The sequence below is a fragment of the Marinobacterium nitratireducens genome (genome assembly GCF_014645375.1).
In the GTDB taxonomy this organism is placed as follows: domain Bacteria; phylum Pseudomonadota; class Gammaproteobacteria; order Pseudomonadales; family Balneatricaceae; genus Marinobacterium_A; species Marinobacterium_A nitratireducens.
The window spans coordinates 1-25,442 of sequence record NZ_BMLT01000020.1 but is presented as its reverse complement, the minus strand read 5'-3'; the positions used below and the strand labels follow the sequence as shown (position 1 = coordinate 25,442).

The 25,442-nt window shown below is 62.1% G+C and carries 17 protein-coding genes; 12 read left to right on the top strand and 5 right to left on the bottom strand.

Going from position 1 to position 25,442, the window contains the following annotated elements; all coding sequences use genetic code 11:
• Nucleotides 1-104: 104 nt before the first annotated feature.
• Nucleotides 105-821, bottom strand: coding sequence for a Crp/Fnr family transcriptional regulator (locus IEX85_RS22730; RefSeq protein ID WP_188862933.1), 717 nt, complete (start codon nt 819-821; stop codon nt 105-107).
• Between the two features lie 237 nt (nt 822-1,058).
• Here IEX85_RS22730 and IEX85_RS22725 point away from each other — a divergent pair, with 237 nt between their 5' ends.
• The 3 genes from IEX85_RS22725 to IEX85_RS22715 all read left to right on the top strand — a co-directional run bounded on the left by IEX85_RS22725 (nt 1,059) and on the right by IEX85_RS22715 (nt 4,869).
• Nucleotides 1,059-1,823, top strand: coding sequence for an SDR family oxidoreductase (locus IEX85_RS22725; RefSeq protein WP_188862932.1), 765 nt, complete (start codon nt 1,059-1,061; stop codon nt 1,821-1,823).
• Between the two features lie 17 nt (nt 1,824-1,840).
• The gene (gene ilvD, locus IEX85_RS22720; protein WP_229722075.1) at nt 1,841-3,487 is read left to right on the top strand and encodes a dihydroxy-acid dehydratase; all 1,647 of its coding nucleotides are present in this window, start codon (nt 1,841-1,843) and stop codon (nt 3,485-3,487) included.
• A 422-nt stretch (nt 3,488-3,909) separates the two neighbouring features.
• Nucleotides 3,910-4,869, top strand: coding sequence for a SphA family protein (locus IEX85_RS22715; protein WP_188862931.1), 960 nt, complete (start codon nt 3,910-3,912; stop codon nt 4,867-4,869).
• A 211-nt stretch (nt 4,870-5,080) separates the two neighbouring features.
• On the opposite strand, the gene IEX85_RS22710 is transcribed toward IEX85_RS22715, so the two are convergent.
• Nucleotides 5,081-6,091 (bottom strand): AraC family transcriptional regulator, encoded by a 1,011-nt coding sequence (locus tag IEX85_RS22710; protein ID WP_188862930.1) that lies wholly within the window; start codon nt 6,089-6,091, stop codon nt 5,081-5,083.
• Between the two features lie 213 nt (nt 6,092-6,304).
• On the opposite strand from IEX85_RS22710, the gene IEX85_RS22705 reads away from it, so the two are divergent.
• From IEX85_RS22705 to IEX85_RS22695, 3 genes are read left to right on the top strand one after another with little or no spacing between them, the layout of a single operon-like run.
• Nucleotides 6,305-6,811 carry a 2,4'-dihydroxyacetophenone dioxygenase family protein gene (locus IEX85_RS22705; protein WP_188862929.1) on the top strand — a complete coding sequence of 169 codons (507 nt, stop codon included), beginning with the start codon at nt 6,305-6,307 and terminating at the stop codon, nt 6,809-6,811.
• Nucleotides 6,812-6,869: 58 nt separating this feature from the next.
• Nucleotides 6,870-7,883 carry a zinc-dependent alcohol dehydrogenase gene (locus tag IEX85_RS22700; protein WP_188862928.1) on the top strand — a complete coding sequence of 338 codons (1,014 nt, stop codon included), beginning with the start codon at nt 6,870-6,872 and terminating at the stop codon, nt 7,881-7,883.
• Nucleotides 7,884-7,895: 12 nt separating this feature from the next.
• A complete protein-coding gene (locus tag IEX85_RS22695) occupies nt 7,896-8,675 on the top strand; it encodes an acetoin reductase (RefSeq protein WP_229722074.1) in 780 nt (259 codons plus the stop codon).
• 28 nt (nt 8,676-8,703) lie between these two features.
• Here the strand turns inward: IEX85_RS22695 and IEX85_RS22690 are convergent, their stop codons facing one another.
• Nucleotides 8,704-9,396, bottom strand: a complete 693-nt coding sequence (locus tag IEX85_RS22690) for a cupin domain-containing protein (protein ID WP_188862927.1) — start codon at nt 9,394-9,396, stop codon at nt 8,704-8,706.
• Nucleotides 9,397-9,668: 272 nt separating this feature from the next.
• Here IEX85_RS22690 and curA point away from each other — a divergent pair, with 272 nt between their 5' ends.
• A complete protein-coding gene (gene curA, locus IEX85_RS22685) occupies nt 9,669-10,712 on the top strand; it encodes an NADPH-dependent curcumin/dihydrocurcumin reductase (protein WP_188862926.1) in 1,044 nt (347 codons plus the stop codon).
• Between the two features lie 102 nt (nt 10,713-10,814).
• Here curA and IEX85_RS22680 read toward each other — a convergent pair whose 3' ends face one another.
• Nucleotides 10,815-12,311 carry a UxaA family hydrolase gene (locus IEX85_RS22680; protein WP_188862925.1) on the bottom strand — a complete coding sequence of 499 codons (1,497 nt, stop codon included), beginning with the start codon at nt 12,309-12,311 and terminating at the stop codon, nt 10,815-10,817.
• Between the two features lie 610 nt (nt 12,312-12,921).
• Here IEX85_RS22680 and IEX85_RS22675 point away from each other — a divergent pair.
• The 4 genes from IEX85_RS22675 to tadA all read left to right on the top strand — a co-directional run bounded on the left by IEX85_RS22675 (nt 12,922) and on the right by tadA (nt 19,701).
• Nucleotides 12,922-14,355: an aldehyde dehydrogenase family protein gene (locus IEX85_RS22675; protein WP_188862924.1), complete on the top strand. Its 1,434-nt coding sequence runs from the start codon at nt 12,922-12,924 to the stop codon at nt 14,353-14,355.
• A gap of 28 nt (nt 14,356-14,383) precedes the next feature.
• Nucleotides 14,384-16,513, top strand: coding sequence for a PQQ-dependent dehydrogenase, methanol/ethanol family (locus tag IEX85_RS22670; protein ID WP_188862923.1), 2,130 nt, complete (start codon nt 14,384-14,386; stop codon nt 16,511-16,513).
• Between the two features lie 115 nt (nt 16,514-16,628).
• The gene (locus IEX85_RS22665) at nt 16,629-18,380 is read left to right on the top strand and encodes a dihydroxy-acid dehydratase (protein WP_188862922.1); all 1,752 of its coding nucleotides are present in this window, start codon (nt 16,629-16,631) and stop codon (nt 18,378-18,380) included.
• Between the two features lie 814 nt (nt 18,381-19,194).
• Nucleotides 19,195-19,701, top strand: coding sequence for a tRNA adenosine(34) deaminase TadA (gene tadA, locus IEX85_RS22660; protein ID WP_188862921.1), 507 nt, complete (start codon nt 19,195-19,197; stop codon nt 19,699-19,701).
• 60 nt (nt 19,702-19,761) lie between these two features.
• Here the strand turns inward: tadA and mltF are convergent, their stop codons facing one another.
• Nucleotides 19,762-21,231, bottom strand: a complete 1,470-nt coding sequence (mltF, locus tag IEX85_RS22655) for a membrane-bound lytic murein transglycosylase MltF (protein WP_188862920.1) — start codon at nt 21,229-21,231, stop codon at nt 19,762-19,764.
• A 111-nt stretch (nt 21,232-21,342) separates the two neighbouring features.
• Between mltF and purL the strand changes: the two genes are divergently transcribed.
• Nucleotides 21,343-25,245, top strand: a complete 3,903-nt coding sequence (gene purL, locus IEX85_RS22650) for a phosphoribosylformylglycinamidine synthase (protein WP_188862919.1) — start codon at nt 21,343-21,345, stop codon at nt 25,243-25,245.
• Nucleotides 25,246-25,442: the final 197 nt, after the last annotated feature.

Here is a 25,442-nt window from a genome sequence, read left to right as displayed (position 1 = left end):
AACCCGAAATAACGGGTAGTCATCAGTGCCAGAGTCTTCCAAACCCAGCGTAATCGCTGGGTTTTTTCGTTTTAGTCTGGCGCTGATTGCCAATGCTTCGCAGCCTAATGATGATAGTCGGGCACTATTGGCTCTCCTCCGACAAGGCCGTCACAACTGCCTATCAGTGACCGGATATCGGGAATCAGGATCTTGCCGTAACTGCGCCGAAGCAGTCCCGCTTCTTCCAGCTTCTTCAGCTCGCGACTGATACCCTCACGGTTCGATCCCAGCATTCGCGCAAGATGTGCGTGAGTAAAGCCCTCGAGCACGATGGCTCCATGCTTGTCCTCTACGCCGACGCTGTATCCCAGGCGCCCCAGAAGGCGCGCGAGACGATCCTGCATCGACAGAACCGTTGCTTCATCTACAGAGGTGTGCGCAATCCGCAGGCGGCAGGAAAGCAGCTTGTTGATCTGTATGGGTATTTCGGAATACCTGGCGTAAAGGTCATCGAAATCACGTTTATGGAGAACCAGGAGATCGGCGGGGCCTTGCGCATAGGTACTGTGGACGCGGCAAAGCCCATCTATCAGGCTCAATTCGCCAAAGCAGTCCCCCGCCTGCAGGACGGTATATTGAATTTCCTTGCCCTTCAGCGTGTAGTTGCTGGAGCGTACTTTTCCGGATTCCACCATATAGAGTTCGTGGCCTTCTTCACCCAGCCTGTACACGGCTTCGCCGTCACAATAGTGACGCCTGCGCATGCGCGCTAGCACCGCTTCACGGATGTCAGGTGGGAGATGCTCTATCCAGCTGTGCAAGGCGCGGATTTTTTTCATATTCGGGGACGCTCGTAACCGCTTTATAAATCAGCATTTTCCAGAGACGAAGACGCTACGCAACCCTGGAGTTTCGGTGGCGGGCGCTGAGGTTGCGGTCTCCTTTCGCGGAAACAGGGTCTGATTGTGAGAATTGTTACGAAATCCATGTGGGAATGCTGCCAGAGTAACACCCCGGCCGGCGCCATCACATAGCACAATCAGACCGGTGGCCGGAAAAGGGTGAGGAGTATCCGAATGAGAAGTATCAAGGGCTGCGTGGCCTGGGTGACCGGTGGTGGTTCAGGCATCGGACAAGCGACCGCGATTGAGCTGGCCAAGGCCGGGGCCACGGTCATCGTCAGTGGCCGCCGCCAGGAGCCTCTGCAGCAAACCGTGGATCTCATCAGAGCTGCGGGAGGATCTGCCGGCTTCGAATTAATGGATCTCGCCGATAAGCACCAATGTTATCGGGCGGCTGGAAACATAATCGAGTGTTACGGCAAGGTTGATATTCTTGTTAACAACGCGGCGACCAATATTCCCACACGCCACTGGGAAACCATGGAAGATGGAGACTTTGAGCATGTCATCAATGTGAACATCAATGGTATCTATCACTGCACTAGCGCCGTGTTGCCGGCCATGCGTGAAAACGGTGATGGTCTGGTCATCAACATTGCCTCTTGGGCAGCCGTTCATAACACTTATCTGTCCGGTGCCGCCTATAGCACATCGAAAGCTGCGCTGCGCACCCTGACCGATACCCTCAATATGGAAGAAGGCCATCAGGGTATTCGGGCCACAGCGATCAGCCCGGGAGAGGTCGCAACACCGTTCGCCAAACAAAGGGCAGGGGGCGCTGCGGCAGAAGGCGCATTCGATATTGCCCTGCAGCCGCAGGATGTGGGTGAAACCATCGCATTTATCGCTCAATTACCGGTTCGGGCCTGTATCAATGACCTTGTTATCAGTCCCTCGAATAACCGCTGGTATACCCTGGCTCGGTCCGTTCGTAACTAAAAATAGAAGGTTGCATTATGTCCAAGAAGAACAGCGATATTATTCATTCCAGCGCCAATAACCTGATGAATCAGTTTCGCAACGGACTGATGAAGGGGGCAGGCTACGATACCAACGAGTTAAAGAAAAAGCCGTTGATTGCGATCGCCAACTCTTTCACCGAAATGACGGCGGGTCATAGCCACCTGGACAAGCTGGGCAGCAAGGTAAAAGAGGGGATTCTGGCAGAGGGGGGGGAGTACGCGGAGTTTAACGTGCCTGCGCCCTGCGACGGTATCGCCATGGCCCATGACGGCATGCGCTATGTGCTGGCGCAGCGCGATCTCATCGCCGACATAGTGGAGACCCACGTGCGTTCGCAGCCGTTTGATGCGGTGGTCTTTATCGCCGGTTGCGACAAGATCAACCCGGGGATGATGATGGCCATGGGGCGCCTGGATCTGCCGAGCATTTATCTTTCCGCCGGCACCGGACAGATGAATATACGCAACGCCCCAGCGTTCACATCTTCCATAGATCACTTCGACTATAAAGACGATCCAGCGGCGACCTATGAAACCATGCACTGCAGTACCTGTGGGGCCTGTGAAATTATGGGCACCGCCAATACATTTCAGTGTCTGGCCGAAGTGCTGGGCATATGCCTGCCCGGCAGTGGCAACATCCCCGGCTGGCACTCGGACAAGTTGAAAGCGGCACGCGCCACCGGTCAGCGCGTGGTGCAAATGTTTCATGAAGGGCTGAATGCACGCCAGTTCCTCACTCAGCAATCCCTGGAGAACGCTGCCAGGATGCTGATGGCGATCGGCGGCTCCACCAACGGCATTTTGCACCTCCCGGCCATTGCCGCGTCGGCCGGCGCCAGGCTGACTCTGGAGCACTTTGAGCGTGCCACCGAGGAGATGCCCACCCTGTTGGCTATCAGCCCCAACGGTCCCTGGGGGGTACAGGACCTGTGGATGGCGGGTGGCATGCCGGCCGTACTGAAAGTGATGCAGCACGATATCGATACATCGACCCCAACCGTTGACGGAAGGACGCTGCAGGACGTTATCGACGGTGCCACTGTACTCAATCCCAGAGTCATTCCCGCACGAGACAATCCTCATCGACCGACCGGCGGTATCGCGGTGTTGCGCGGTAATCTTGCCGCGGATGGATCTGTGGTAAAGCGCGCTGGGGTAAAAGAGAACATGCTTCAGTGCAAGGGGCCTGCGGTCTGTTTCGATTCGGAGGACGAGGCGCTGGCCGGCTTGAAACAAGGAAAGATAAAAGCCGGCGATATTGTGGTGCTGCGTTATCAGGGCCCGAAGGGCGGCCCGGGCATGCCGGAAATGCTGGGCTTCACTCTGGCGCTGAAGTCGGCGGGACTGGCAGAAACGGCGCTGGTTACCGATGGTCGTTTTTCCGGCGCGACCAGTGGCCCCTGTGTCGGCCATGTATGCCCCGAAGCTGCCGATGGTGGCCTCATCGGGCTGATCGAAGATGGCGACATGATAGAGATCGATATGCTCGACGGCCGCATCCATGCCGATGTGACCGACGAAGAAATCGCCGCACGCAGAGAGTACTGGCAGCCCGTTGTGAAGGACGTGGGTTTCGGTTTCATGGACCGCTATCGCCGGCATGTCCGTTCCGCCAGCGAAGGTGCGATCCTTGACTGATCCCAGCCGGCGGCTGGCATCAACGCTGTTGCTACGCCAATGACATCAGATAGCTTGGGGGCATGAACGGCAGATTGGAAACAGACGTGCTCCGGGCTGCGATGGTCAGCCTCCGAGCCTGAAACCATCGCTCGGGCACCGTCGGCGAAGCCGGTCCGGACGGGCTCCTCCGAATGTATCGGAGGGGCCCGTTTTTTTGTATGGGGAGATACTTATCCTGCGGGCGCATGGAGGCGCAGGAGCAGGGTGTCGCGCACGGGACGCTGCCATTGCTGTTGTCCGTGCTGTCTTGGTGAAAAGCGATATCCGCTCCTATACTCGATGCGGTATAGGGAGTTTGTTGATTCGTTTACATAATTCAGTCGCTCAGAGCTGGCGCCCGAACGGCCGGCTCTTGGTGCTTCGGGATGGGAGTGATTCGCATGCTAAATCGTTTTGCGACGACTGTATTGCCGCTGGGACTTGGTGCGCTGGGGGCGCTGGTGGCTGCTCCGCCGGCGCTGGCCGTTGAGGGGGCAACCGGCATGTATATTCTCGGCTCGCGCACCACCGCAGGTGGTGTGGTGCCGCCACCGGGCAACTATTTCCAGCAGAGCCTGTACGTCTATTCCGGCTCGGCGGATGCAGGAATCCCCCGCTCCGGCGGAGTCGACGTCGGGCTCGATGCCGATGCCTATGTCGGTCTGACCAGTTTTCTCGCCGTGCCGGAAATGGCGCCGATCCTTGGCGGCAGAGCCTATTTCAGCGGCACGCTGGTATATGGCTACAAGGACCTGGATATCGGCGCCACGCTGAGAACGCCGGGTGGCGCGACCATCTCCGGCTCCCGCAGCGAAGACGACTTTCTGTTTGGCGATCCGGTAGTCGGTACCGGGCTCGGCTGGGGGGCCGGTCCCTGGTTCGGCTCGCTCAATCTGCTGGTCAATCTTCCGGTCGGCGACTATGAAAAAGGGCGCCCGACCAATGTGTCTTTCAACCGCTGGGCGACCGATGTGACCGGTGCGCTGACCTGGCTCGATCAGGCTTCCGGCTGGCAGGCGGATATCGCCATGGGCATTACTTTCAACGGCGAGAACGAAGATACCAACTACGAGTCGGGTGACGAGTTCCATATCGAGCTTGCCGCTGCCAGATCCTTCGCATCGGGCTGGACGTTGGGGTTGCAGGGCTACCATTACGACCAGATCAGCGCAGATAAGGGCGGCGCCGCGGTGCTGGGCGATTTCGAGGGCGAGGTCAGCGGCTTTGGCCCGGCTGTCGCCTGGGCGGGGCCCGTCGGCGGGCGTCCGATCAACCTGGAGGCGCGCTATTTTCACGAGTTCGATGCCAAAAACCGTCTCGAGGGCGACGCTCTGCTGCTGAACCTGACGATTCCGCTGTAGTCCCGCCTGCTGTCTTTTCCGGTTCTTCGCAGATTAGCGGGAAATCAGCGGGAACTGTGATGGGTTACGCCGCCCGCAGCTTCCTGCCAAGTGGCAAGTAAGTGCGGGCGGCGGCTCCACCCATCCTGCAATTGATACCTTCCCGCTTAAGCGCGATGAACCGCTTTTCTGCCGGCTGCACGCACCCTGTCGAATGGTCGGTCGTATCGCGTCACAAACCTGAACTGTCCTTGTGCATTTTGCGCCACTCCCGGGGCGATACTCCGGTCCAGCCTTTGAAGTGGCGGCTGAATATCGCCACATCCGCGTAGCCAAGGCGCAGCGCCAGGTCGGTAATGCTGACCGGACCCCGACTCAGGTGGTGCAGGGCCAGTTCCAGGCGGGTGCCCTTGAGGATCTCCCGGTAGCTGCTGCCACGTTCGCGCAGCCTGGACTGCAGGGTTCGGGTGTGGAGATCCAGCGTTGCGGCCACCTGTTCGATCCTGCATTCGCCGGTCGGCAACAGTTGACGGATGACTTCCCTGATCTGGTCTTCGAGGCTGTCGGGGTAGCGGCTCTGCAACTGGTGCAGGTACTGCTGGAAATGCTTTCTCAGCAAGGCTTCGTCCCGGACGATTGGAAAATCGAGCTGCTGCTTTCTGAGCGTAATACCGTCGAATTCCTGACTGAACTTCAGGCGTCGGAATCTTGTCCGCTGCTCAGTCTGCAATGGCGGCGGCGGCGCTTGCCTGAAGTGCAGCGTCAGGCCGAAACGGTCCTCCCGTAGCAGGTCGGCGATGAATGTGGCCAGGTGTCCGGCGCTGAGCAGCGTCAGCTGGTCCGTGCCCAGATGACCGCTGAATCCGAACCTGATCCCGAGGCGAACCTCGTCGCTTCTGACTTCCTGCTCGAGGAGGACATCGGATGCATGCAGGTAGAGGTACTTCGCCGCCGTGGCAATCGCTTCGCCGACACTCCCCGAACCGGCCACCGCGGTCATGAGTTCGCCGAGCACGTCCGAGGCTTGCCGTTCCGCCAGCAGCAGCCCGAACAGAGGCGACTGGCAGCGATGGGCGGCCAGCTCAAGCAGTTCCGCAAGTCTCGGGTAGGGGATATAGGTATCGGGATTTCTGAGTTGGGCGTGCCCGAGGCCTGCCTGTTCGATGAGCTCGAACGGATTGGCGCCGAGTTGCCTGACCAGCTCAACAAATCCGGCGATCCCGCCACTGCGAACTCTGTACATTTTGTCTCTGCGTCAGCATGTCTCTGTTATTCGCTCAAAGGTGGGGCTTACAAATAGTCAATTTTGCTTCGTTAAAAATCAAGTTTTGTGCGGGGCTGAAGCGTAAATTGAACTTCGCGCTCAGGTCTGCCGACCTGCTGCAATGAATAAAAACAATCCATTCGGCGTACGTGAAGACAGCAGTGACGCCGATATCAGAGCGAGGTCAATACCATGGCACTACCGGAAATCATCAATCACCAGGGCAGCCTGCTGACGCTTAACATCAACGAGGAAACCCTGATCAAGGATGCACTGCCCGGCGTCGATGTCTATCCGCTGTATCTGGACGGCGAACGCGGCGTCTGGGTGCTTTACGCCAAGTTCAGCGCAGGCCTGACGCTGCCGAAGCACTACCACACCGGCTCGGTGCACTTTTTTACCACCGGGGGACGCTGGCACTACGTCGAGTATCCCGATCAGCCCCAGACCGCTGGCAGTTACCTGTATGAGCCGGGCGGCTCGATTCATACCTTCCATGCGCCTGAGGAGTACGGTGGCACCGAAGGCTTCATGGTCGTCGAGGGCGCCAACGTCAACTTCGACGCCGACGGCAACTACGTGAACATCATGGACGCGACCTGGATCGAGCAGATGGTGATTGCCGCTGCCGAACGTCAGGGACTGGGCAAGCCCCGTTACTTCAAGCCGCGCGGCGGTGTCGGTCTGGCCTTCGAATAATGCAAGCCAGGTTCGCCGGCGCTTAGCGCCGGCCACAATAACAAAAGAGGGCAATTCCATGGAAACCATGAAGGCGGCCGTCCTGCACGGTAATCGGGACCTCCGGGTCATCGATATTCCGCGCCCGGGGGCGGATGACAACAGCGTGCTGGTACGCGTCAGCAGTGTCGGTGTCTGCGGAACCGATCTGCATACCTACAAGCTCGGCATGTTCAAGGAAATGTGTCTGCCCCAGGAACAGGGGCTGCTGTTCGGGCACGAATTTGCCGGAGAAGTGGTCGAGATCGGCTGCGAAGCCGGTATCGAGGACCTGCATCCGGGCGACCGGGTCACGGGTATCGCCATCGGTGCCTATGCCGAGTACTGCAACGTGCCGCCGCTGATCGGCGACAAGCCGCTGATCATCAAGTTGCCCGAGAATGTGTCCTTCGAGGAAGCCGCGACGGTGGAGCCGCTGACGGTCTCGCTGGTGGCGGTGCAGCGTGCGGGCCTCAAGGGCGGGGAACGGGTGTTGATCACCGGCGCCGGGATGATCGGCCTGGGCTGCGTGCAGGTGATCAAGGCCCTCTATCCTGACTGCGAAGTCATCGTGTCGGATGTGGCGGACAAGCGTCTCGAGATGGCGCGGGAGTTTGGCGCCGAGCGCACCATAAACGTGCGCGACGAAGACCTGGTCGGCAACCTGAAAGCGCTCACCGGCGAAGAATTCGTGCTTTACGGCACCGGCACCACGGGTCATATCGATGTCGCGATCGAGGCGTCCGGTCTGGCCGGCCCCCTCAATCAGTGTCTGGAAGTGCTGAGACCCGGGACCGGTCGCCTGGTCGGGGTGGCGCTGTACGAGGAGAAGCCCGAAGTCGACTTCAATCAGATCGTGTCCAAGAACCTGTCGGTTACCGGTACCCTGGGCTACAGCCAGGAGACCATGGAACAGGCGATGAATCTGATTGCCGAGGGCAGGGTCGACCGCAAGCCGCTGATCACCCACCGGTACAAGCTGGCGGAGGCCTCCGAGGCTTTCGAAGCGCAGATCAACACCACGCAGACGCTGAAAGCGATCATCGAGCCCTGACAGGACAGTCCAATGAGCGATATGAAGAAAGTAGCCCTGGTGACCGGGGCCGGAATGGGAATCGGCAAGGCTATCGCGCAGCGTCTGGCGAGCGACGGCTTTGCCGTCGCCGTCAACGATGTCAGTGAAGAGAACGCCCGTGCAACGGTGGCGGAACTGCAGGCGGGCGGCGCCACCGCGGTGGCGGTTGCGGCGGATGTCAGCAACCGGGAACAGGTTTTCGCGATGGTCGATCGGGCCGTGACGGAACTGGGTCGTCTGGATGTGATGGTATGCAATGCCGGTATCGTGCAGGTCGATCCGGTGATGACCATTACCGAGAAGGATTTCGACCGGATTTTCGCCATCAACGTCAAGGGTGTGCTCTGGTGCGCGCAGGCGGCGGCACAGCAGATGATCGCCCAGGGCGAAGGTGGCAAGATCCTCAACGCCGGCAGCGTCGCTTCCTTTACCGGACAGCCACTGCTCGGTACCTATACCGCATCCAAGTTCGGCGTGCGTGCCCTGACCCAGGTCATGGCCCGCGAATTCGCCGGCCATGGCATTACTGTAAACGCCTACTGTCCGGGGATCGTCGATACCGGCATGTGGGAGACCATCGACGGGCGTGCCAGTGAGGTCCTGGGCACGGAGCGCGGTGTCATGCTCGAGAAGGCGCAGGACATGATTGCGCTCAAGCGCCTGGAGCAGCCGCAGGATGTGGCCCGCTTCGTTTCCTTCCTTGCCTCGGAAGGTTCGGACTACATCACCGGCCAGTGCATGATGGTGGATGGCGGTATCATCATGTCCTGATGGTCAGGGCGCAAACCCTGACAGGGTGTCAGCACCACTCGCCGAGTACCGCAACAAAGGCCGTTTCGCCCCTGTTGGTGAGCGTTTGCGTAAGCGGGCCATCGTGCCAGATATGGGCGCCCGGGGCGAACGAGATCACGCGACGCACGCCAGTCGCGTCGGCGAATTCGACGTTGGCGTCTGAAATGGATACCGTCAGCCCGGAAAAGCCGTAGGTCACGGGCCCCGTGGTTTCGCCGGGCTCCAGCTTGATCATGTAGAGCCTCAGGCGGCGCGCGCCCGAGAGGTTTTCCAGCAGGGTGTGGAAGGGGGCCTGCAGCGGCTCGGCGGCGACGATCTCCGGCAGTTTCTTGACTTCGGCGCCGATCATCTGCATCGGTCCGGTGCCGTCGTTGCGTACCCGGTGAATCAGCGGTTCACCCTTGTGTGGGCGGCACAGCGACAGGCCGGCGGGGATCCGGTGAACCTGGCATTCGTCGCTCTGATACGTCTGGTCATGTATCGTCGCGTCCCGGACGGTTACATACAGGGTGTCCTCGTCGTGGCGGTGGTAGAGCGAGGACTCGCCCGGCGCGAAGCGCACGTCGTAGACACGTACGAAGTCGTTTTCGAAGCGATGATAGTGCTGCGGCTCGTCGGCCACCCCGACATAGCCATCCGAGGACGCACTGCCGGCGCGGGGGCTTTGCAGCTGTTGTGGGGCTTTCGTGGTCGTATCCATGTTTGACTCCGTGATGACTGTGTCGGACAGGGCATTCAGGCTGTCGCCCTGGTAAGTCCCGGGGCGTGTGCCCCTGTCCCGGGTTGATTGCCGTTGCGATAGTCGTGCCGATCGCGCGATAGTATCGGCTCAGTCTGCTTTTTCTGGGCCCGCTGTCAACAGCATGTCGCTGCATTCGGTGGCGTCGAGGTCGCCGGCCGCCGCTGGCCGCCCATCAGGATTGCGCGTCCCGGAATCGCCTGACTTCCCAGTATTACCCGAGGAATTTATCGATGTCACAGAGCAAGCTCGAGAACCGTCAGATGACTCTGGCCTCGCGTCCGGTGGGGGCGCCCGGCGCGGACAATTTCGCGATGAAGGTTGGCGCGGTACCGGAAATCATCGACGGTGAGGTGCTGCTGCGTACCGTCTATCTCAGTCTCGACCCCTATATGCGTGGTCGCATGAGCGATGCCGAGTCCTATGCCGAGCCTGTCGCCATCGGCGAGCCGATGGTCGGCGGCACCATCAACCGCGTCGTAAGCTCGAAACATCCGGGCTACAGCGAAGGTGACTGGGTGCTCAGCTATACCGTCGGCTGGCAGGACTACGGTGTGTCCGACGGCAGCATGCTGTTCAAGCTCGATCCGGAGATGGCGCCTGTCTCCCATGCTCTGGGCGTGCTGGGCATGCCGGGGTTCACCGCCTATATGGGGCTGCTGGACATCGGCAAGCCCAAGTCCGGCGAGACGCTGGTGGTGGCCGCCGCGACCGGGCCGGTGGGCTCGACCGTGGCGCAGATCGGCAAGATCAAGGGATGTCGGGTCGTGGCGATCGCAGGGGGGGAGGAAAAGCGTCGGCGACTGGAGGCCCTCGGCGTCGATGTCGCCCTGGATCACAGCGCCGGGGACTTCGCCGAGCAACTGGCCGCGGCCTGCCCGGACGGTATCGATGTGTACTACGAGAACGTCGGGGGGCATGTGTTCGATGCCGTGCTGCCGCTGCTGAACACCGGAGCCCGGGTGCCGGTGTGTGGTCTGATTGCCCACTATAACGATACCGCGTTGCCCGACGGGCCGGATCGTCTCAGCCTGCTGATGAGCACCATACTGGTCAAGCGCATGACCGTCAGGGGCTTCATCATTTTCGACGACTACGGCGATCGCTACCCCGAGTTCGCCGGGCAGATGGCAAGGTGGGTCGCCGAGGGCAGGATCGACTATCTGGAGCAGGTCATCGACGGCCTCGAGAATGCGCCCGATGGGCTGCGCGGTCTGCTCGAGGGCGAGAACTTCGGCAAGCTGGTGGTGCGGGTCGGCGAAGACGAACTGGCATGACCGACCGGCGAAGCCCCGACGGTCATCTTCGGCCAGCACAGACGTAAACCCAAACAGGCCACCTCCTGGTGGCCTGTTTGGGTTGTCGCAACGGTGTGAGAATCAGAGAATCACGCCCATATCCCAGGGGCAGAACTCTTCTTCACCGTAGCCCAGCGCTTCACTCTTGGAGTGCTCTCCGGAGGCGACCTCGATGATGCGCTCGAAAATGCGACGACCGACTTCCTCGACCGACTCGTCGCCGTCGAGAATGGTGCCGGCGTTGATGTCCATGTCATCCGGCATGCGGTTGAACAGTCCGCTGCTGCCTGCCAGCTTGATCGACGGCGCGGGCTTGCAGCCGAAAGCCGAGCCGCGGTCGGTGGTGAACACCATGATATTGGCGCCGCCGGCGACCTGGGCGGTCGCACCGACGGGGTCGAAGGCCGGGGCGTCCATGAACACCAGGCCCTTGCCGGCTTCGACCTGCTCGGCGTAGCCGTAGACTTCGTTGAGATTGGTCGTGCCCCCCTTGGCGATGGAGCCCAGGGACTTCTCGATGATGGTCGTCAGACCGCCCGCCTTGTTGCCCGGCGACGGATTGTTGTTGATAACCAGATTGTTCTTGGCGGAGAAGCTCTCCCACCACTTGATGCGCTCGACCAGCTTCTGGCCCACTTCCTCGCTGGCGGCGCGCGCGGTCAGCAGGTGCTCGGCTCCATAGCATTCCGTGGTTTCGGACAGGATGGCGGTGCCGCCCTGGCGCACCAGCAGGTCGACGGCGTAGCCGAGCGCCGGGTTGCAGCTGATGCCGGAAACGCCCGACGAGCCACCGCACTGCATGGCGAGTTTGAGCTCGGAAAGCGGCACGGGCTCACGCTGAACCGCGTTTACCTGGGGCAACAGCTCGTCGATACGGCCGATCACTTTCTCGACCAGCTTCTGGGTGCCGCCCTCGGTCTGGATGGAATAGGAATCGCCGGGTGCGCCGCCCAGCACATCACCGAGGTTGGCGATCTCGCAGCCGAGGCCGACCACGATGGCGTGGGCGATGTTCGGGTGCCGAACGTAACCGGAGAGCGCGCGCTTGAGCGAGTTGATGCCTTCGAGCGGGTGGTCGAGGCCGCAGCCGCTCTTGTGCGTCAGCGTCAGCACGCCGTCGACGTTGGGGAAGTCGGCGAGGGCGTTTCGGTAGTGCTCGCCGATCATCTTGGCCGCTGTGGCCGAACAGTTGACGCTGGAGATAACGGCAATGTAATTGCGCGTGGCGACACGCCCATCGGCGCGGCGAATGCCCATAAAGGTGCGCTGCTCAGTATCCGGAGCGACGGGTTTCGCATCGCGGCAGAAAGCGTAATCGAGCGTCACCTCACCCATTTCCAGATTGTGGCTGTGCACGTGATCGCCGGGCTGGATGTCTGCACTGGCGTAGCCGATCACCTGGTTGTAGCGGTGTACGGGAGCGCCCTTCGCGATGGCGCGGCGTGCGACCTTGTGACCCGACGGAATGTCGGCGCGGGTCAGAGTACCGTCCGGCAGTTCGCTTCCGCTGGCGACGTCCCTGCGCGCAATCAGCACATCGTCATTGGTATGGAGTTCGATATAGGCGTTGTTGCTCATGCTTTCAGCTCTCTAAGTCGTCGTTGCTCAACACGTGCAGTTCTTGTGTCTGCAATGGCGGATCTGGGCCGGCCGGACAGGTGCGAGCGCACCGCGGTCGGGCGCCATTGCACGCTGCGCTACGAAGAACAACCGCTACGATAAAGTTTGTTTCAGGGCCGGCGAAAAGGTTGCAGCCTATGGCAAAAAAATAGAGTAAAAAAACTAGCGGACGCGGACTCCGCCTGGCTGAGCTTTGAATGCTGTAACCGTGCGACGGGACCGGCTCTGAAAATTCCGCGCGCGTGAAATGTCAATTTCTCGGCATAATTCGTCAAGAATGAGGTGCCCGCCGCACTTAGCATGGTCCCTCGATTAGGGCTTCTGGACGACCGCCCGTTTTAGCGTGCAGATAAAGTTGCCTCCGCTGGCCTGCCAAAGACCCCCGAGTCGGGCAATGGCCTGTCAGTTAGCGGCTTTGGGATGTTGCTGTGCAAATCCGGCAACAGGCGGTTGAGGGTCGTCTTCTGGTCTAGTCTTGGATACACCCGATCAACAATAACATTCCAGGTGGTAGATCCTGGGGCGACGGTGCCCCGGCAGCCATCGGGATCAACGGAGCATCATAGCCATGCGTGATTACCGCAAATTCTACATCGACGGCCAGTGGGTCGACCCCGTCAAAGCAGCCGACTTTGATGTTATCAACCCCGCTACCGAAGAAGTGGCCGGCGTCATTTCTCTGGGCGCTTCCGAAGATGTCGAGCTGGCTGTAGCCGCTGCGCGTCGCGCTTTCGACAGCTGGTCCCAGACCACCCGCGAAGAACGTATCGCGGTTCTCGAGAAGATCATCGCCGTTTATCAGACCCGCATGGGCGAAATGGCACTCGCGATCACCGAAGAGATGGGCGCACCGCTGGAAAGCGTGTCCAAGCCGCTGCAGTCGGCGGCTCCGCTGATGCACTTCATGACCACCCTGGAAGTGCTGAAGAACTACGAGTTCGAAACGCAGCAGGGTACTACTACCATCGTTCACGAGGCCGCCGGCGTCTGCGCCCTGATCACGCCGTGGAACTGGCCTGCCAACCAGGTTGCCTGCAAGGTGGCTCCGGCCCTGGCTGCGGGCTGCACCATGGTGCTCAAGCCCAGCGAAGTCGCGCCGTTCGATGCCTACATCATGGCTGAAGTGCTGCACGAAGCCGGTGTTCCGGCGGGTGTCTTCAACCTCGTCAACGGTGACGGTCCGGGCGTCGGCGCGCCGCTGACCTCGCATCCGGATATCGATATCGTGTCCTTCACCGGTTCCACCCGTGCCGGGCAGATGATTTCCAAGGCTGCGGCCGATACCGTCAAGCGTCTGGCACTGGAGCTGGGTGGCAAGTCCGCCAACATCATCCTGGACGATGCCGACTTCGAATCGGCCATCACCAACGCCGTTGAAACCATGATGCGCAACTCCGGCCAGAGCTGCAACGCACCGTCCCGTCTGCTGGTGCCGGCCGATCGCCTGGAAGAAGTCGAAGCCATCGCCGCCAAGGCCGCTGCCGCCATCGTGGTCGGCGATCCGATGGATGCCGCGACCACCATGGGACCGCTGGCCAGTGCACCGCACTTCGCCAAGGTTCAGGGCATGATCAAGGACGGTATCGAAGAAGGCGCCAAGCTGGTCTGCGGTGGTCCGGGGCTGCCGGAAGGGATCGAGCGTGGCTACTTCACCAAGCCGACGATCCTGACCTGCGACAACCAGGCGACCATCGCGCGCGAAGAAGTTTTTGGTCCGGTTCTCTGTGTTATCCCGTACAAGGACGAAGCCGACGCGATCAGCATCGCCAACGATACCCCGTTCGGTCTGTCCGGATACGTGACTTCCGGCGATATCGAGCGTGCCCGCAGGGTGGCCCGTCGTATGCGCACCGGTAACGTTCACCTCAACGGCGCAGGTCCTGATCCGGCCGCTCCGTTCGGCGGTTACAAGCAGTCCGGTATCGGTCGTGAGTGGGGCCTGCACGGCTTTGAGGAATTCCTGGAAGTCAAGGCTGTCCTTGGTGACAACCCGGCTCAGTGATTCAGCACGATAACGAGAGTGTCTGAATATGAATTATAAAAAGCTTCTGCCTGCGCTTGTGCTGGCCTGCTGTGCGCCCGCCGCTTTGGCGGCGCCGGTAACCGCCGAGCGCATGGCGGCGGCCGACTCCGAACCGGGTAACTGGATGGGAACCGGCCGCAACTATGGCGAGGACCGCTATTCGGCACTGCAGCAGATCACCGACGATAACGTCGGTGATCTGGGGCTGGCGTGGAATTTCAAGTACCCGCTGGACCGGGTCGTGCAAGCCACGCCTGTGGTGGTCGATGGTGTGATGTACACCACCGGTGCCTACAGCATGGTCTTCGCGCTCGACGCCAAGACCGGCGAGCTGCTGTGGAAGTACGACCCGGAAGTCTGGCGCGGCTATCAGGCCCGCGGCTGCTGCGATGCCGCCAACCGTGGTGTGGCGGTCTGGGGCGACAAGGTGTACGTCGGTGTATACGACGGCCGCCTCGAAGCGCTCGATGCCAAGACCGGCGAGCTGGCCTGGTCCGTCAACACCAAGATCGATCCGGATCGCAACTACACCATTTCCGGCGCGCCGCGCGTGGCCAATGGCACGGTGATTATCGGTAACGGTGGCGCCGAGTTCGGTGTGCGCGGATATGTGACCGGCTACGATGCCGAGACCGGCAAGCAGGCCTGGCGTTTCTTCACCGTTCCGGGCGACCCCGCCCTCGGTGACGAAACCGATACCATCACCATGATCCGCAAGACCTGGTTCGGCGATCAGTACTGGAAGCAGGGCGGTGGCGGTACATCCTGGGACTCCATGGCCTATGATGCGGATCTCGATCTGTTCTACATCGGCGTCGGCAACGGTTCTTTCTGGAACTACAAGCTGCGCTCCGAGGCTCGCGGCGATAACCTGTTCCTGTCGTCCATCGTGGCGATCCGCCCGAAGACCGGCGAGTACGTCTGGCACTATCAGACCACGCCGGGTGAGGCCTGGGACTATACCGCGACGCAGCACATTATCGTCACCACGCTCGAGATCGACGGCGAAGAGCGCCGGGTCGTGATGCAGGCGCCGAAGAACGGCTTCTTCTACGTGCTGGATGCCGCCACCGGCGAGTTCATCTCCGCCGAGAAGTACGGTCACGTGACCTGGGCCAAGGGTATCGATCCGGAAACCGGTCGCCCGATCGTGGACTACGAGGCGGCGGACTACTGGACCAACAATGAGCCGAAGACTATCTTCCCGGGATCTCAGGGCGCCCATAACTGGCCGCCGATGAGCTATAACCCGAATACCGGCCTGGTCTACATTCCGCAGCAGGTGACGATGGAGTACTTCTCGCCGCTGACGGAAGACGAGGCCAAGGCGCCGAGGCCCGGTGTTCCCAATCTCGGTATGCATATCCCGCACGTGCCGGAGACGCTGAAGGATATCGACGCCCTGGCGCAGATATACCGCGGCAACCTGGTGGCCTGGGACCCGGTGAAGCAGGAAGCCCGCTGGACGGTGCCTTATGAGCATGTCCACAACGGCGGCACCCTGAGCACGGCCGGTAACCTGGTATTCCAGGGCACCGCCGACGGTCGTGTGGTGGCGTACACCGCCGACACCGGCAAGAAGCTGTGGGAGCAGCCGGTTTCGACCGGCGTGGTGGCAGGACCGATCACCTACGAGGTAGACGGTGAGCAGTACGTGGCGTTCAACGCCGGTTGGGGTGGTGCCTTCCCGATCACCTTCGGCGCACTGGCCTATCGTACCGGAGTGGTGCCGGACTCGCGCCTCTACGTGTTCAAGCTCGGTGGCGACGCGGAAATGCCGCCGGTCAAGCGTCGCAAGCTCGAGCTGCCGTCGCCGCCGCCGGTGACCGCCGATGCCGCGACACTGGCCGAAGGCAAGGAGCTCTTCGCCAACCACTGCGGCGTCTGTCACGGCCTGTCGGCGCTCAGCGCGGATATCATTCCCGACCTGCGTTACATCACACCGGAGACGCACGAGCAGTTTCTGCCCATCGTCTATGGTCTGCGTTCTGACAAGGGTATGCCGCCGTTCGGGTCCATTCTGAGCGTGGAGCAGGTGGAAAAGATCCACCAGTACATCATCCAGCGCAGTCATGACTGGCGTGATGAGTTGCTCAAGCGTAATGCCGAGAACGGGCATGTTGCCGAGCAGAACTAGGTTCTGCCGGCAACTGCCATGAATCCTCTGCAACGATGAACAGTTGAAACCGACAAAAGGTCCTTCCGTAGTGCTGGACCTTTTTTTTGGTGCCTCACCCCACTGGAGAGAAACAATGTCAAACGATAACAAAGGCGCCGCGAAGCGTCCCTACCGTTCCGAAGTGATGAAAACCGGCCCCGTCAAGGCGGCGGCCCGCGCCATGCTGCGTGGCATGGGACTGGATGACGAGGATATCAGCCAGCCGTTCGTCGGCGTGGTATCGAGCCACGGCGAGATGAGCCCCTGCAACATCCGCCTGGCGGAAGTGTCGGAAGAGGCGCGACGCGGGATCTACCGCGAAGGCGGCACGCCGCGCGAATTCACCACCATTTCGGTCTCCGACGGCCTGGTCAACGGCCACACCGGCATGCATTTTTCCCTGATGTCGCGTGAGGCGATCGCCGACAGTATCGAGATCGTGATGCGCGGGCACCAGTACGATGGCCTGCTGTGCATCGGTGCCTGCGACAAGAACTTCCCCGGCATGATGATGGCGCTGACGCGCCTTAACGTGCCAGGCGCTTTCCTCAACGGTGGTCCGGCGCTGCCCGGCCGCTTCAAGGGCAAGCCCGCCGAGGTCAAGACGGTGGGTGAATACACCGGCAAGCTGATCGCCAAGCAGAGCACCCTGGAAGAGCTCGAAGCCGTATCCCGCGCGGCCTGGCCAGCCTCCGGCTGCTGCGCCGGCCAGTTTACCGCCAATACCATGGGCATGGTCGCCGAAGTCTTCGGTTTCGCGCCGCTGGGCTCGAGCACCATTCCGTCGGTCTACTCCCAGCGCCGCGCAATGGCGCGCCAGGCCGGACGCCAGCTGATGAAAACGGTCGAGGCGAACTTCCCGCTGCCGCGTGACCTCGTCACCCGCAAGAGCCTGGAAAACGCCTGTGCCGCGGTGGCGGCCACCGGCGGTTCGACCAACGCCGCATTGCACATTCCGGCGATCGCCAACGAAGCCGGGATCGAGTTCACCATCGACGACGTTGCGGCGGTGTTCGAGCGCACGCCGCTGATCACCCACCTGAGCCCGTCGGGCCCGTACCTGTACGCGGATCTGCATGAGATCGGCGGTGTGCCGGTGATTCTCAAGCAGCTGCTGGACGGCGGCTACCTGCACGGAGACTGCCTGACCAGCACCGGCACTACCCTGGCCGAAGCGCTGGCCGATGCGCCGGACGCGGACGGCAAGATCGTCATGCCGATCACCGAGCCGCGGACCCAGGGCGGTGGTCTGAGCGTGCTCAAGGGCAATCTGGCGCCGGACGGTGCCGTGATCAAGAATGCGGGCCTTGAAGTGACGCGTTTCACGGGCCCCGCACGGGTGTTCGAGTCCGAGGAGCACTGCCTGCAGAGCGTGCTGGCCAACGAGATCCAGGATGGCGATGTCATCGTCGTGCGCAACGAAGGCCCCGTCGGCGGCCCGGGCATGCGCGAGCTGGTGACCGTGACCGCGCTGCTGTACGGCATGGGCAAGGGCGAGTCCACCGCGCTGGTGACCGATGGCCGCTTCTCCGGTGCCTCGCGCGGCCTCTGCGTGGGTTACGTGACGCCTGAAGCCGCCAAGGGCGGCCTGATTGCGCTGGTCGAGGAGGGTGATACCATCACCGTCGATGTAGAAGGCAAGGCCCTCAACCTCGAGGTGGCGGACGATGTCCTGGCGGCGCGCCGGGCGGCGTTCAAGGAATCCGATCGCAGCGGCAAGGCCTATATCGCGGCTGCCGGCTACGCGCAGAAGTACGTTGCCTGCGTCGGACCTGCCACCAGGGGCGCGGTGACCCACTCCGGCAACGTGGACTGGCGTAACGAAGCGCTGAAAGACGAGAAGTAAGGCTAGGGAACTTGCGAATAAGTCCCAATGAGGCTCTGGCTTACAGCGCGATCCGGAATCGAGGCGCCGTTTCGAAGGCATGCTGGTGGCCTGTCGAGAAGCGGCAACAAAGAGTCCGGTTCGCGCTGCAAGCCCCGAAGGGCGGGCCCTGAAGCATGCATCTGCTGTGTTGCAGCGCTTGAAAAGGACTACGGCCAAAGTGCCCTTTAGGGTATTCCCTGCACACTGCGCCTTGCAGCTGCACGCTTCAGGGCCCGCAGAGACCAAATGGGACTTGTTCGCAGGTTCCCTGGCTGCGACGTTGTCGCTGCTCAGGCTGCTCCTGCCAGGCAGCTATGGTGACTGAATTACCCCGGTGTACCTTTACCGGGTTAAGATAGGTCGCTGTAGCTGCCTTTTTTAATGTTTCTTCGCACATTAGTTTGAAACCAGGTGCCAAAGGTAGGATGGGTGGAGCCGCACTGGCGCCCTGCTTAACGCTTTCCGTGAGGCTGACGCGGCGCAACTACCAGGGACTGTGGGAATCCTGATATTGCAGGAGCAAATATCAGGGAACCCATCAAGGGGGCGGCTACAAGTTTCGTGCCGAACCGACGCCCAAGGTGGGTTGCGCGAGGCCCTGGTCGCATCAGTGACGGATACGCCGTACCGATGCGTCGCTCCACCCATCCTACGATTTACGTGTTTCCGCTAAAGCGCGATGAACCTTTTTATTGCCCACTATGTACACTGTGAATCTTTGCATGTTTTCCGTTGGCGGTTTTCGGTCAGGAGATGGCGTCTTCCCCGCTGTGGCGGCTGAAGGGAGCTGCCCATGACAATCGAGCAACAGCTGCTGCAGGATCGCTACTGGATGCGCGAGGCGCTGTCCATGGCCGATCACGCCGAGGCGGCGGACGAGGTGCCGGTGGGCGCTATCGTGGTGCTGGACGGGCGGGTGATCGGCCGCGGCTGGAATCACCCGATCAGCGGTCAGGACCCGACGGCTCACGCCGAGATCATGGCGCTGCGCGATGCCGCGGCGACGGTGGCCAACTACCGGCTGGTGGGGGCGGACCTGTACGTCACCATCGAACCCTGCACCATGTGCTCCGGGGCAATCGTGCATGCCCGCATCCGGCGTCTGGTCTACGGCGCCAGCGAGCCCAAGTCCGGCGCCGTGGCGAGCAACGGGCAACTGTTGCAGCAAAGCTGGATGAATCACCGGGTCGAGGTAACGGGCGGTATCGAGGCCGAGCGCTGCAGCGAGCGCATCAGCGCCTTCTTTCGCCGTCGCCGGGCGCAGCAGAAAGCGCTGAAGCGCGCGCGCGACGGTGGCTAGCTCTGCCCTTGCCCCACCAATCCCCTTGGCGACTTGCTGAGCGGGCAAGGGCAGAGCTTGCTATAGCGCCGGCGGCAGGGTTTCGCTCAGCGGGATTTCCGGTACGGGCGTTGCTCCGGAGGCGTCGCTTTCGCGGTTGTGGCGGATGCGGTCCAGCCGCTTTTCCCACTGCAAAAGCTTGATGTACTTCTGAATGTTGGCGACGTACTGCACCGGCTCGTAGCCGCGGGCGTAACCGAGTTTGACGGTGCTGTAGTACTTCTCCTTGGTCAGCAGCGGCAGGAACTCGCGCACGTCGTTCCAGCGGTCGGGATTCTTGCCGCCGCGCTGGGTGAGAACGCGGGCGTCCTCCAGGTGGCCGAAGCCGACGTTGTAGCCGGCCAGCGCAAACCAGGTATGGTCGGGCTCCGGTATGCGGTCCGGGATCTTCTTCTTGACGCTGACCAGGTAGTGGGCGCCGCCGATGATGCTCTGAACGGGGTCGGTGCGGTCATCGACGCCGACTTCCGAGGCGGCGGCATGGGTCAGCATCATGATCCCTCGCACGCCGGTAGGTGACACCGCACCGGGGTCCCAGTGGGATTCCTGATAGGCGACCGAGGCGAGCAGGTTCCAGTCGATATCGGTTTCCTGCTCGGCGATGTAGAAATACTGCTCGTAGCGCGGGAAGCGCTCGCGCAGGTCGCGCTTGAAGGTCAGGGTGTCAAAGTAGTTGAGACTGTTGCGGCGCTGGAAGTAACGCGCTTTCAGCTCGGCGATCAGCGACTGGGTTTCGGGCTTGGTGAAAAAGGTCTCCAGCGCCTGGGCCAGGGCGTCGTCCTGCCGGCGCGCGATCATCCATGCCAGCGGCTGCGGCGCTTCCACCTCGAAGGCTTTTTTCACCCCGGGATAGAAAGCGTACTGACCGTCGAAGCGGATGCTGTCGACCAGGGTGTAGTCGATTTCGTCATCGTCCACCATCGACAGCAGGTCGCTGATACCGAGCTGGTCGGTCTCCTCCCAGTGCAGATCCGGATACTCCTGCTGAAAGGCTTGCAACAACTCGCCGTAGCGGCTGCCGGCGGCGACCAGGATACGTTTGCCCACCAGGTCCTCGATGCCCTTGGGCGGCTTGCGGCCGCGGATCTCGCGGTAGATGACGGCGGTTGCACTTTCGAGGTAGCTCGGGCCGAACGCGACGCGCTGCTGCCGCTCGGGCGTTACCGTGAGCCCCGCCGCGGCGAGATGAACGTCGCGCTGCTGTACCAGGCGGATCAGCTCTTCGGGGCTGCGGGCCAGGTGCAGTTCGACGCGCACGCCGATATCGCGGGCGAAAGCCTGCACCAGTTCGTACTCGAAGCCGGCGGGCTCGCCCTTGTCGAGAAAGTAGTCCGAGGGCGTGTTGAAGGTGGCCAGTCGCAGCACGCCGCGTTCCTGGATCATCTCGAGCCGGTTCTGGCTGTTGTAGCTCACCAGCGCAGGCAGGCTCAGCAGCACCAGCGCGCACAGCAGGGCGAGGGTATGTTTACGGCGGTGCACTTTCAGCATCATTGTCGGGCTTTTCTGGTATACGGCAGCCGCTTTCGGGTAAAATTCGGAGCCTGTTTTTGTTTTGTCATTCCTGTACGTCCAGACTCACTTTCAAAGAGGCTCGAGATCGACATGCTCGTACTGCGTGGAGCGCCTGCTCTTTCTGCATTCCGTCACGACAAGCTGCTGTCCTCCCTGCAATCCAAGGTTCCGGCAATCACTGCGCTGTACGGCGAGTACGTGCACTTTGCGGACCTCAAGCAGGACCTGACCGCAGCCCAGCAGGAAGTGCTGGACCGAATCCTGCGCTACGGCCCCAAAGCCGAAAGCGGTGCGCCGGAAGGTGAGCTGATGCTGGTCGTACCGCGGCCCGGGACCATTTCGCCCTGGTCGTCGAAAGCCACCGACATCGCCCACAACTGCGGGCTGGCCGAGGTCAAGCGCCTGGAGCGCGGTGTGGCGTACTATATTCAGGCATCGGCAGCGCTGGATCAAGCGCAGCGTGATCTGGTGCGCGCCGAGCTGCACGACCGCATGGTCGAGGCGGTGCTGGATTCGGTCGATGCGGCGTCGGCGCTGTTCATCGAGGAGGCGCCGCGGCCGCTGTCGACGGTCGACATCCTGGCGGGCGGTCGCGATGCCCTGGTCGAGGCCAACGGTCGTCTGGGCCTGGCGCTGGCCGAAGACGAAATCGACTACCTGGTGAAGAGCTTCGAGGAACTCGGCCGTAACCCGACCGACGTCGAGCTGATGATGTTCGCCCAGGCCAACTCCGAGCACTGTCGCCACAAGATCTTCAACGCCAGCTGGGATATCGACGGCGTGCAGCAGGACAAGTCCCTGTTCGGCATGATCAAGAATACCTACGAGCAGGGCGGCGAGAACGTGCTGTCGGCGTACAAGGACAACGCCGCCGTCGTCACCGGCAGCCGGGCGGGGCGTTTCTTCCCGAATCCGGAATCCCGCGAATACGGCTACCATCAGGAAGATATCCACATCCTGATGAAGGTCGAAACCCACAACCACCCGACCGCGATCGCGCCGCACTCGGGTGCCGCGACCGGTTCCGGCGGCGAGATCCGTGACGAGGGCGCCACCGGTCGCGGCGGCAAGCCCAAGGCGGGCCTGACCGGCTTTACCGTCTCCGACCTGAAGATTCCCGGCTTCGAACAGCCCTGGGAGTCCGCCTACGGCAAGCCGGACCGCATCGTCTCGGCACTGGACATCATGATCGAGGGCCCGATCGGTGGCGCCGCCTTCAACAACGAATTCGGCCGTCCGGCGCTGAACGGCTACTTCCGCACCTTCGAGCAGCGGGTCAACGGCGCCGCGGGCGAAGAGGTCCGCGGTTATCACAAGCCGATCATGATCGCCGGTGGCATGGGCAACATCCGTGCCGATCACGTCGAGAAGGGCGAGATCGAGGTCGGTGCCAAACTGATCTGTCTCGGCGGTCCGGCGATGCAGATTGGCCTGGGTGGCGGCGCGGCGTCGTCGATGTCCTCCGGCACTTCGTCGGAAGATCTGGACTTCGCGTCCGTCCAGCGCGACAACCCGGAGCTGGAGCGCCGTTGCCAGGAAGTCATCGATCAGTGCTGGCAGCTGGGCGATACCAACCCGATCGCCTTTATCCACGACGTCGGTGCCGGCGGTCTGTCCAACGCCTTTCCGGAGCTGGTCAAGGATGGCGGTCGCGGCGGCGATTTCGAGCTGCGCAACGTCAACAACGACGAGCCGGGCATGACGCCACTGGCGATCTGGTGCAACGAAGCCCAGGAGCGCTACGTGCTGGCGGTGAAGCCGGAGGATATGGCGCGCTTCGAGGCCATCTGCGAGCGCGAGCGCTGCCCGTACGCGGTGGTCGGCGAAGCCACCGAAGAACACCACCTGACCCTCGGCGACAGTCACTTCGAGAACAAGCCGGTCGATCTGCCGATGAGCGTGCTGTTCGGCAAGCCGCCGAAGATGCACCGTTCCGTCGAGCGCGTGGCCTACGAGGTGCCCGCCTTCGACACCACCCGCATCGAACTGGCGGATGCCGTCGAGCGCGTGCTGCGTCTGCCGGCGGTCGCGTCCAAGAGCTTCCTGATTACCATCGGCGATCGCAGCATTACCGGCCAGGTCGCGCGCGACCAGATGGTCGGCCCCTGGCAGGTGCCGGTGGCCGACTGCGCCGTCACCACCGCCGCCTACGACACCTGTGCGGGCGAAGCCATGGCGATGGGCGAGCGCACGCCGCTGGCCCTGATCGATGCGCCGGCTTCGGGACGCATGTCGATCGGCGAGACCCTGACCAACCTGGCGGCCGCCCGTATCGGCGATATCTCCGATATCAAGCTGTCGGCCAACTGGATGTGCGCTGCCGGCCATCCGGGTGAGGACGAAAAGCTCTACGACACCGTGCGTGCCGTGGGTATGGAGCTGTGCCCGGAACTGGGCATCACCGTGCCGGTGGGCAAGGATTCGATGTCGATGCGCACCGTCTGGGAGGACGAGGGCGAGCAGAAGAGCGTCACCGCGCCGCTGTCGCTGATCATCACCGGTTTCGCGCCGGTGCTGGACGCGCGCAAGACGCTGACGCCGCAGCTGCGTACCGACAAGGGCGAAACCGACCTGATCCTGCTGGATCTGGGTAACGGCCAGAACCGTCTGGGTCTGTCGGCGCTGGCGCAGGTTTACAATGAAGTCGGCCAGGGCGTGCCGGACGTGGATGACGCCGGACAGCTGGCCGCCTTCTTCGCCGCCGTTCAGGAGCTCAACGAACAGGGGCTGCTGCTGGCCTATCACGACCGCTCCGACGGTGGTCTGCTGGCAACCCTGGCGGAAATGGCGTTCGCCGGCCATACCGGTGTCGACGTCAACCTCGATCTGCTGGCCGGCGACGAGACCGAGTTGCTGGCGGCGCTGTTCGCCGAGGAGCTGGGCGCGGTCGTGCAGGTGCGCCGTGCGGACACCGAGCAGGTCCTGACCGAGCTCAACGCCGCGGGCCTTGGCGAGATCGCCAAGGTGGTCGGTACCCTGAATCCGGACGATCAGCTGTGCATCTACTTCGATGACGAGGAGGTCTACAGCGCTTCCCGTGTCGAGCTGCAGCGCTGCTGGGCGGAAACCTCGTACCGTATCCAGGCGCTGCGCGACAACTCCGAATGCGCGCAGCAGGAATTCGACGCACTGCTGGATGCCGAGGATCCGGGTCTGGGCGCCGAGCTGACCTTCGATATCAACGAAGACGTCGCGGCGCCGTTCATCAATACCGGCAGCCGTCCGCGCATCGCGGTGCTGCGCGAGCAGGGTGTCAACGGTCAGGTCGAGATGGCCGCGGCTTTCGAGCGCGCGGGCTTTGCCGCCGTCGATGTGCACATGAGCGATATTATCAGCGGTCGTCGCGCCCTGGAGGAGTTCAAGGGGCTGGTCGCCTGCGGCGGCTTCTCCTACGGCGACGTTCTCGGCGCCGGCGAGGGCTGGGCCAAGTCGATCCTGTTCAACGCCCGTGCGCGCGAGCAGTTCGAGGCCTTCTTCAACCGTGACGACACCTTCTCGCTGGGCGTCTGCAACGGCTGCCAGATGCTGTCGAACCTGCACGAGCTGATCCCCGGGGCTGAGCTCTGGCCGCACTTCGTGCGCAATATGTCCGAGCAGTTCGAAGCCCGTGTGGCGATGGTCGAAGTGCAGCGCAGTGCGTCCATTCTGCTGCAGGGCATGGAAGGCTCGCGCATGCCGATCGCCATCGCCCACGGCGAGGGACGTGCCGAGTTCCGTGACGAGTCGCATCTGATCGGTCTGCAGGGCGCCGGCAACGTCTCGCTGCGCTATGTCGATAACCGCGGTCAGACCACCGAACGCTATCCGGCCAACCCGAACGGCTCGCCGGTCGGTATCACCGGTGTCACGACGCCGGACGGCCGTGTCACCATCATGATGCCGCACCCCGAGCGGGTATTCCGCGCGGTGCAGAACTCCTGGGCGCCGGACGAGTGGCAGGAAGACGGAGCCTGGATGCGGATGTTCCGCAACGCCCGCGTCTGGGTGGGGTAGGGTCGCGTTACGCGTTACGCGTTACGGGTTACGGGTTACGGGTTGCGGGTTACGAGTTACACGTAACCTGTAACTCAGATAGCGTGCTTGAGGGAGGCTTTGCTTCCGGCCGCGTCGTAGGATGGGTGGAACGACGCATTACCACGGGATATCCGGCTTCGGCAGGTCCCGGGCGTCGTGTAACCCATCGGCGAGTG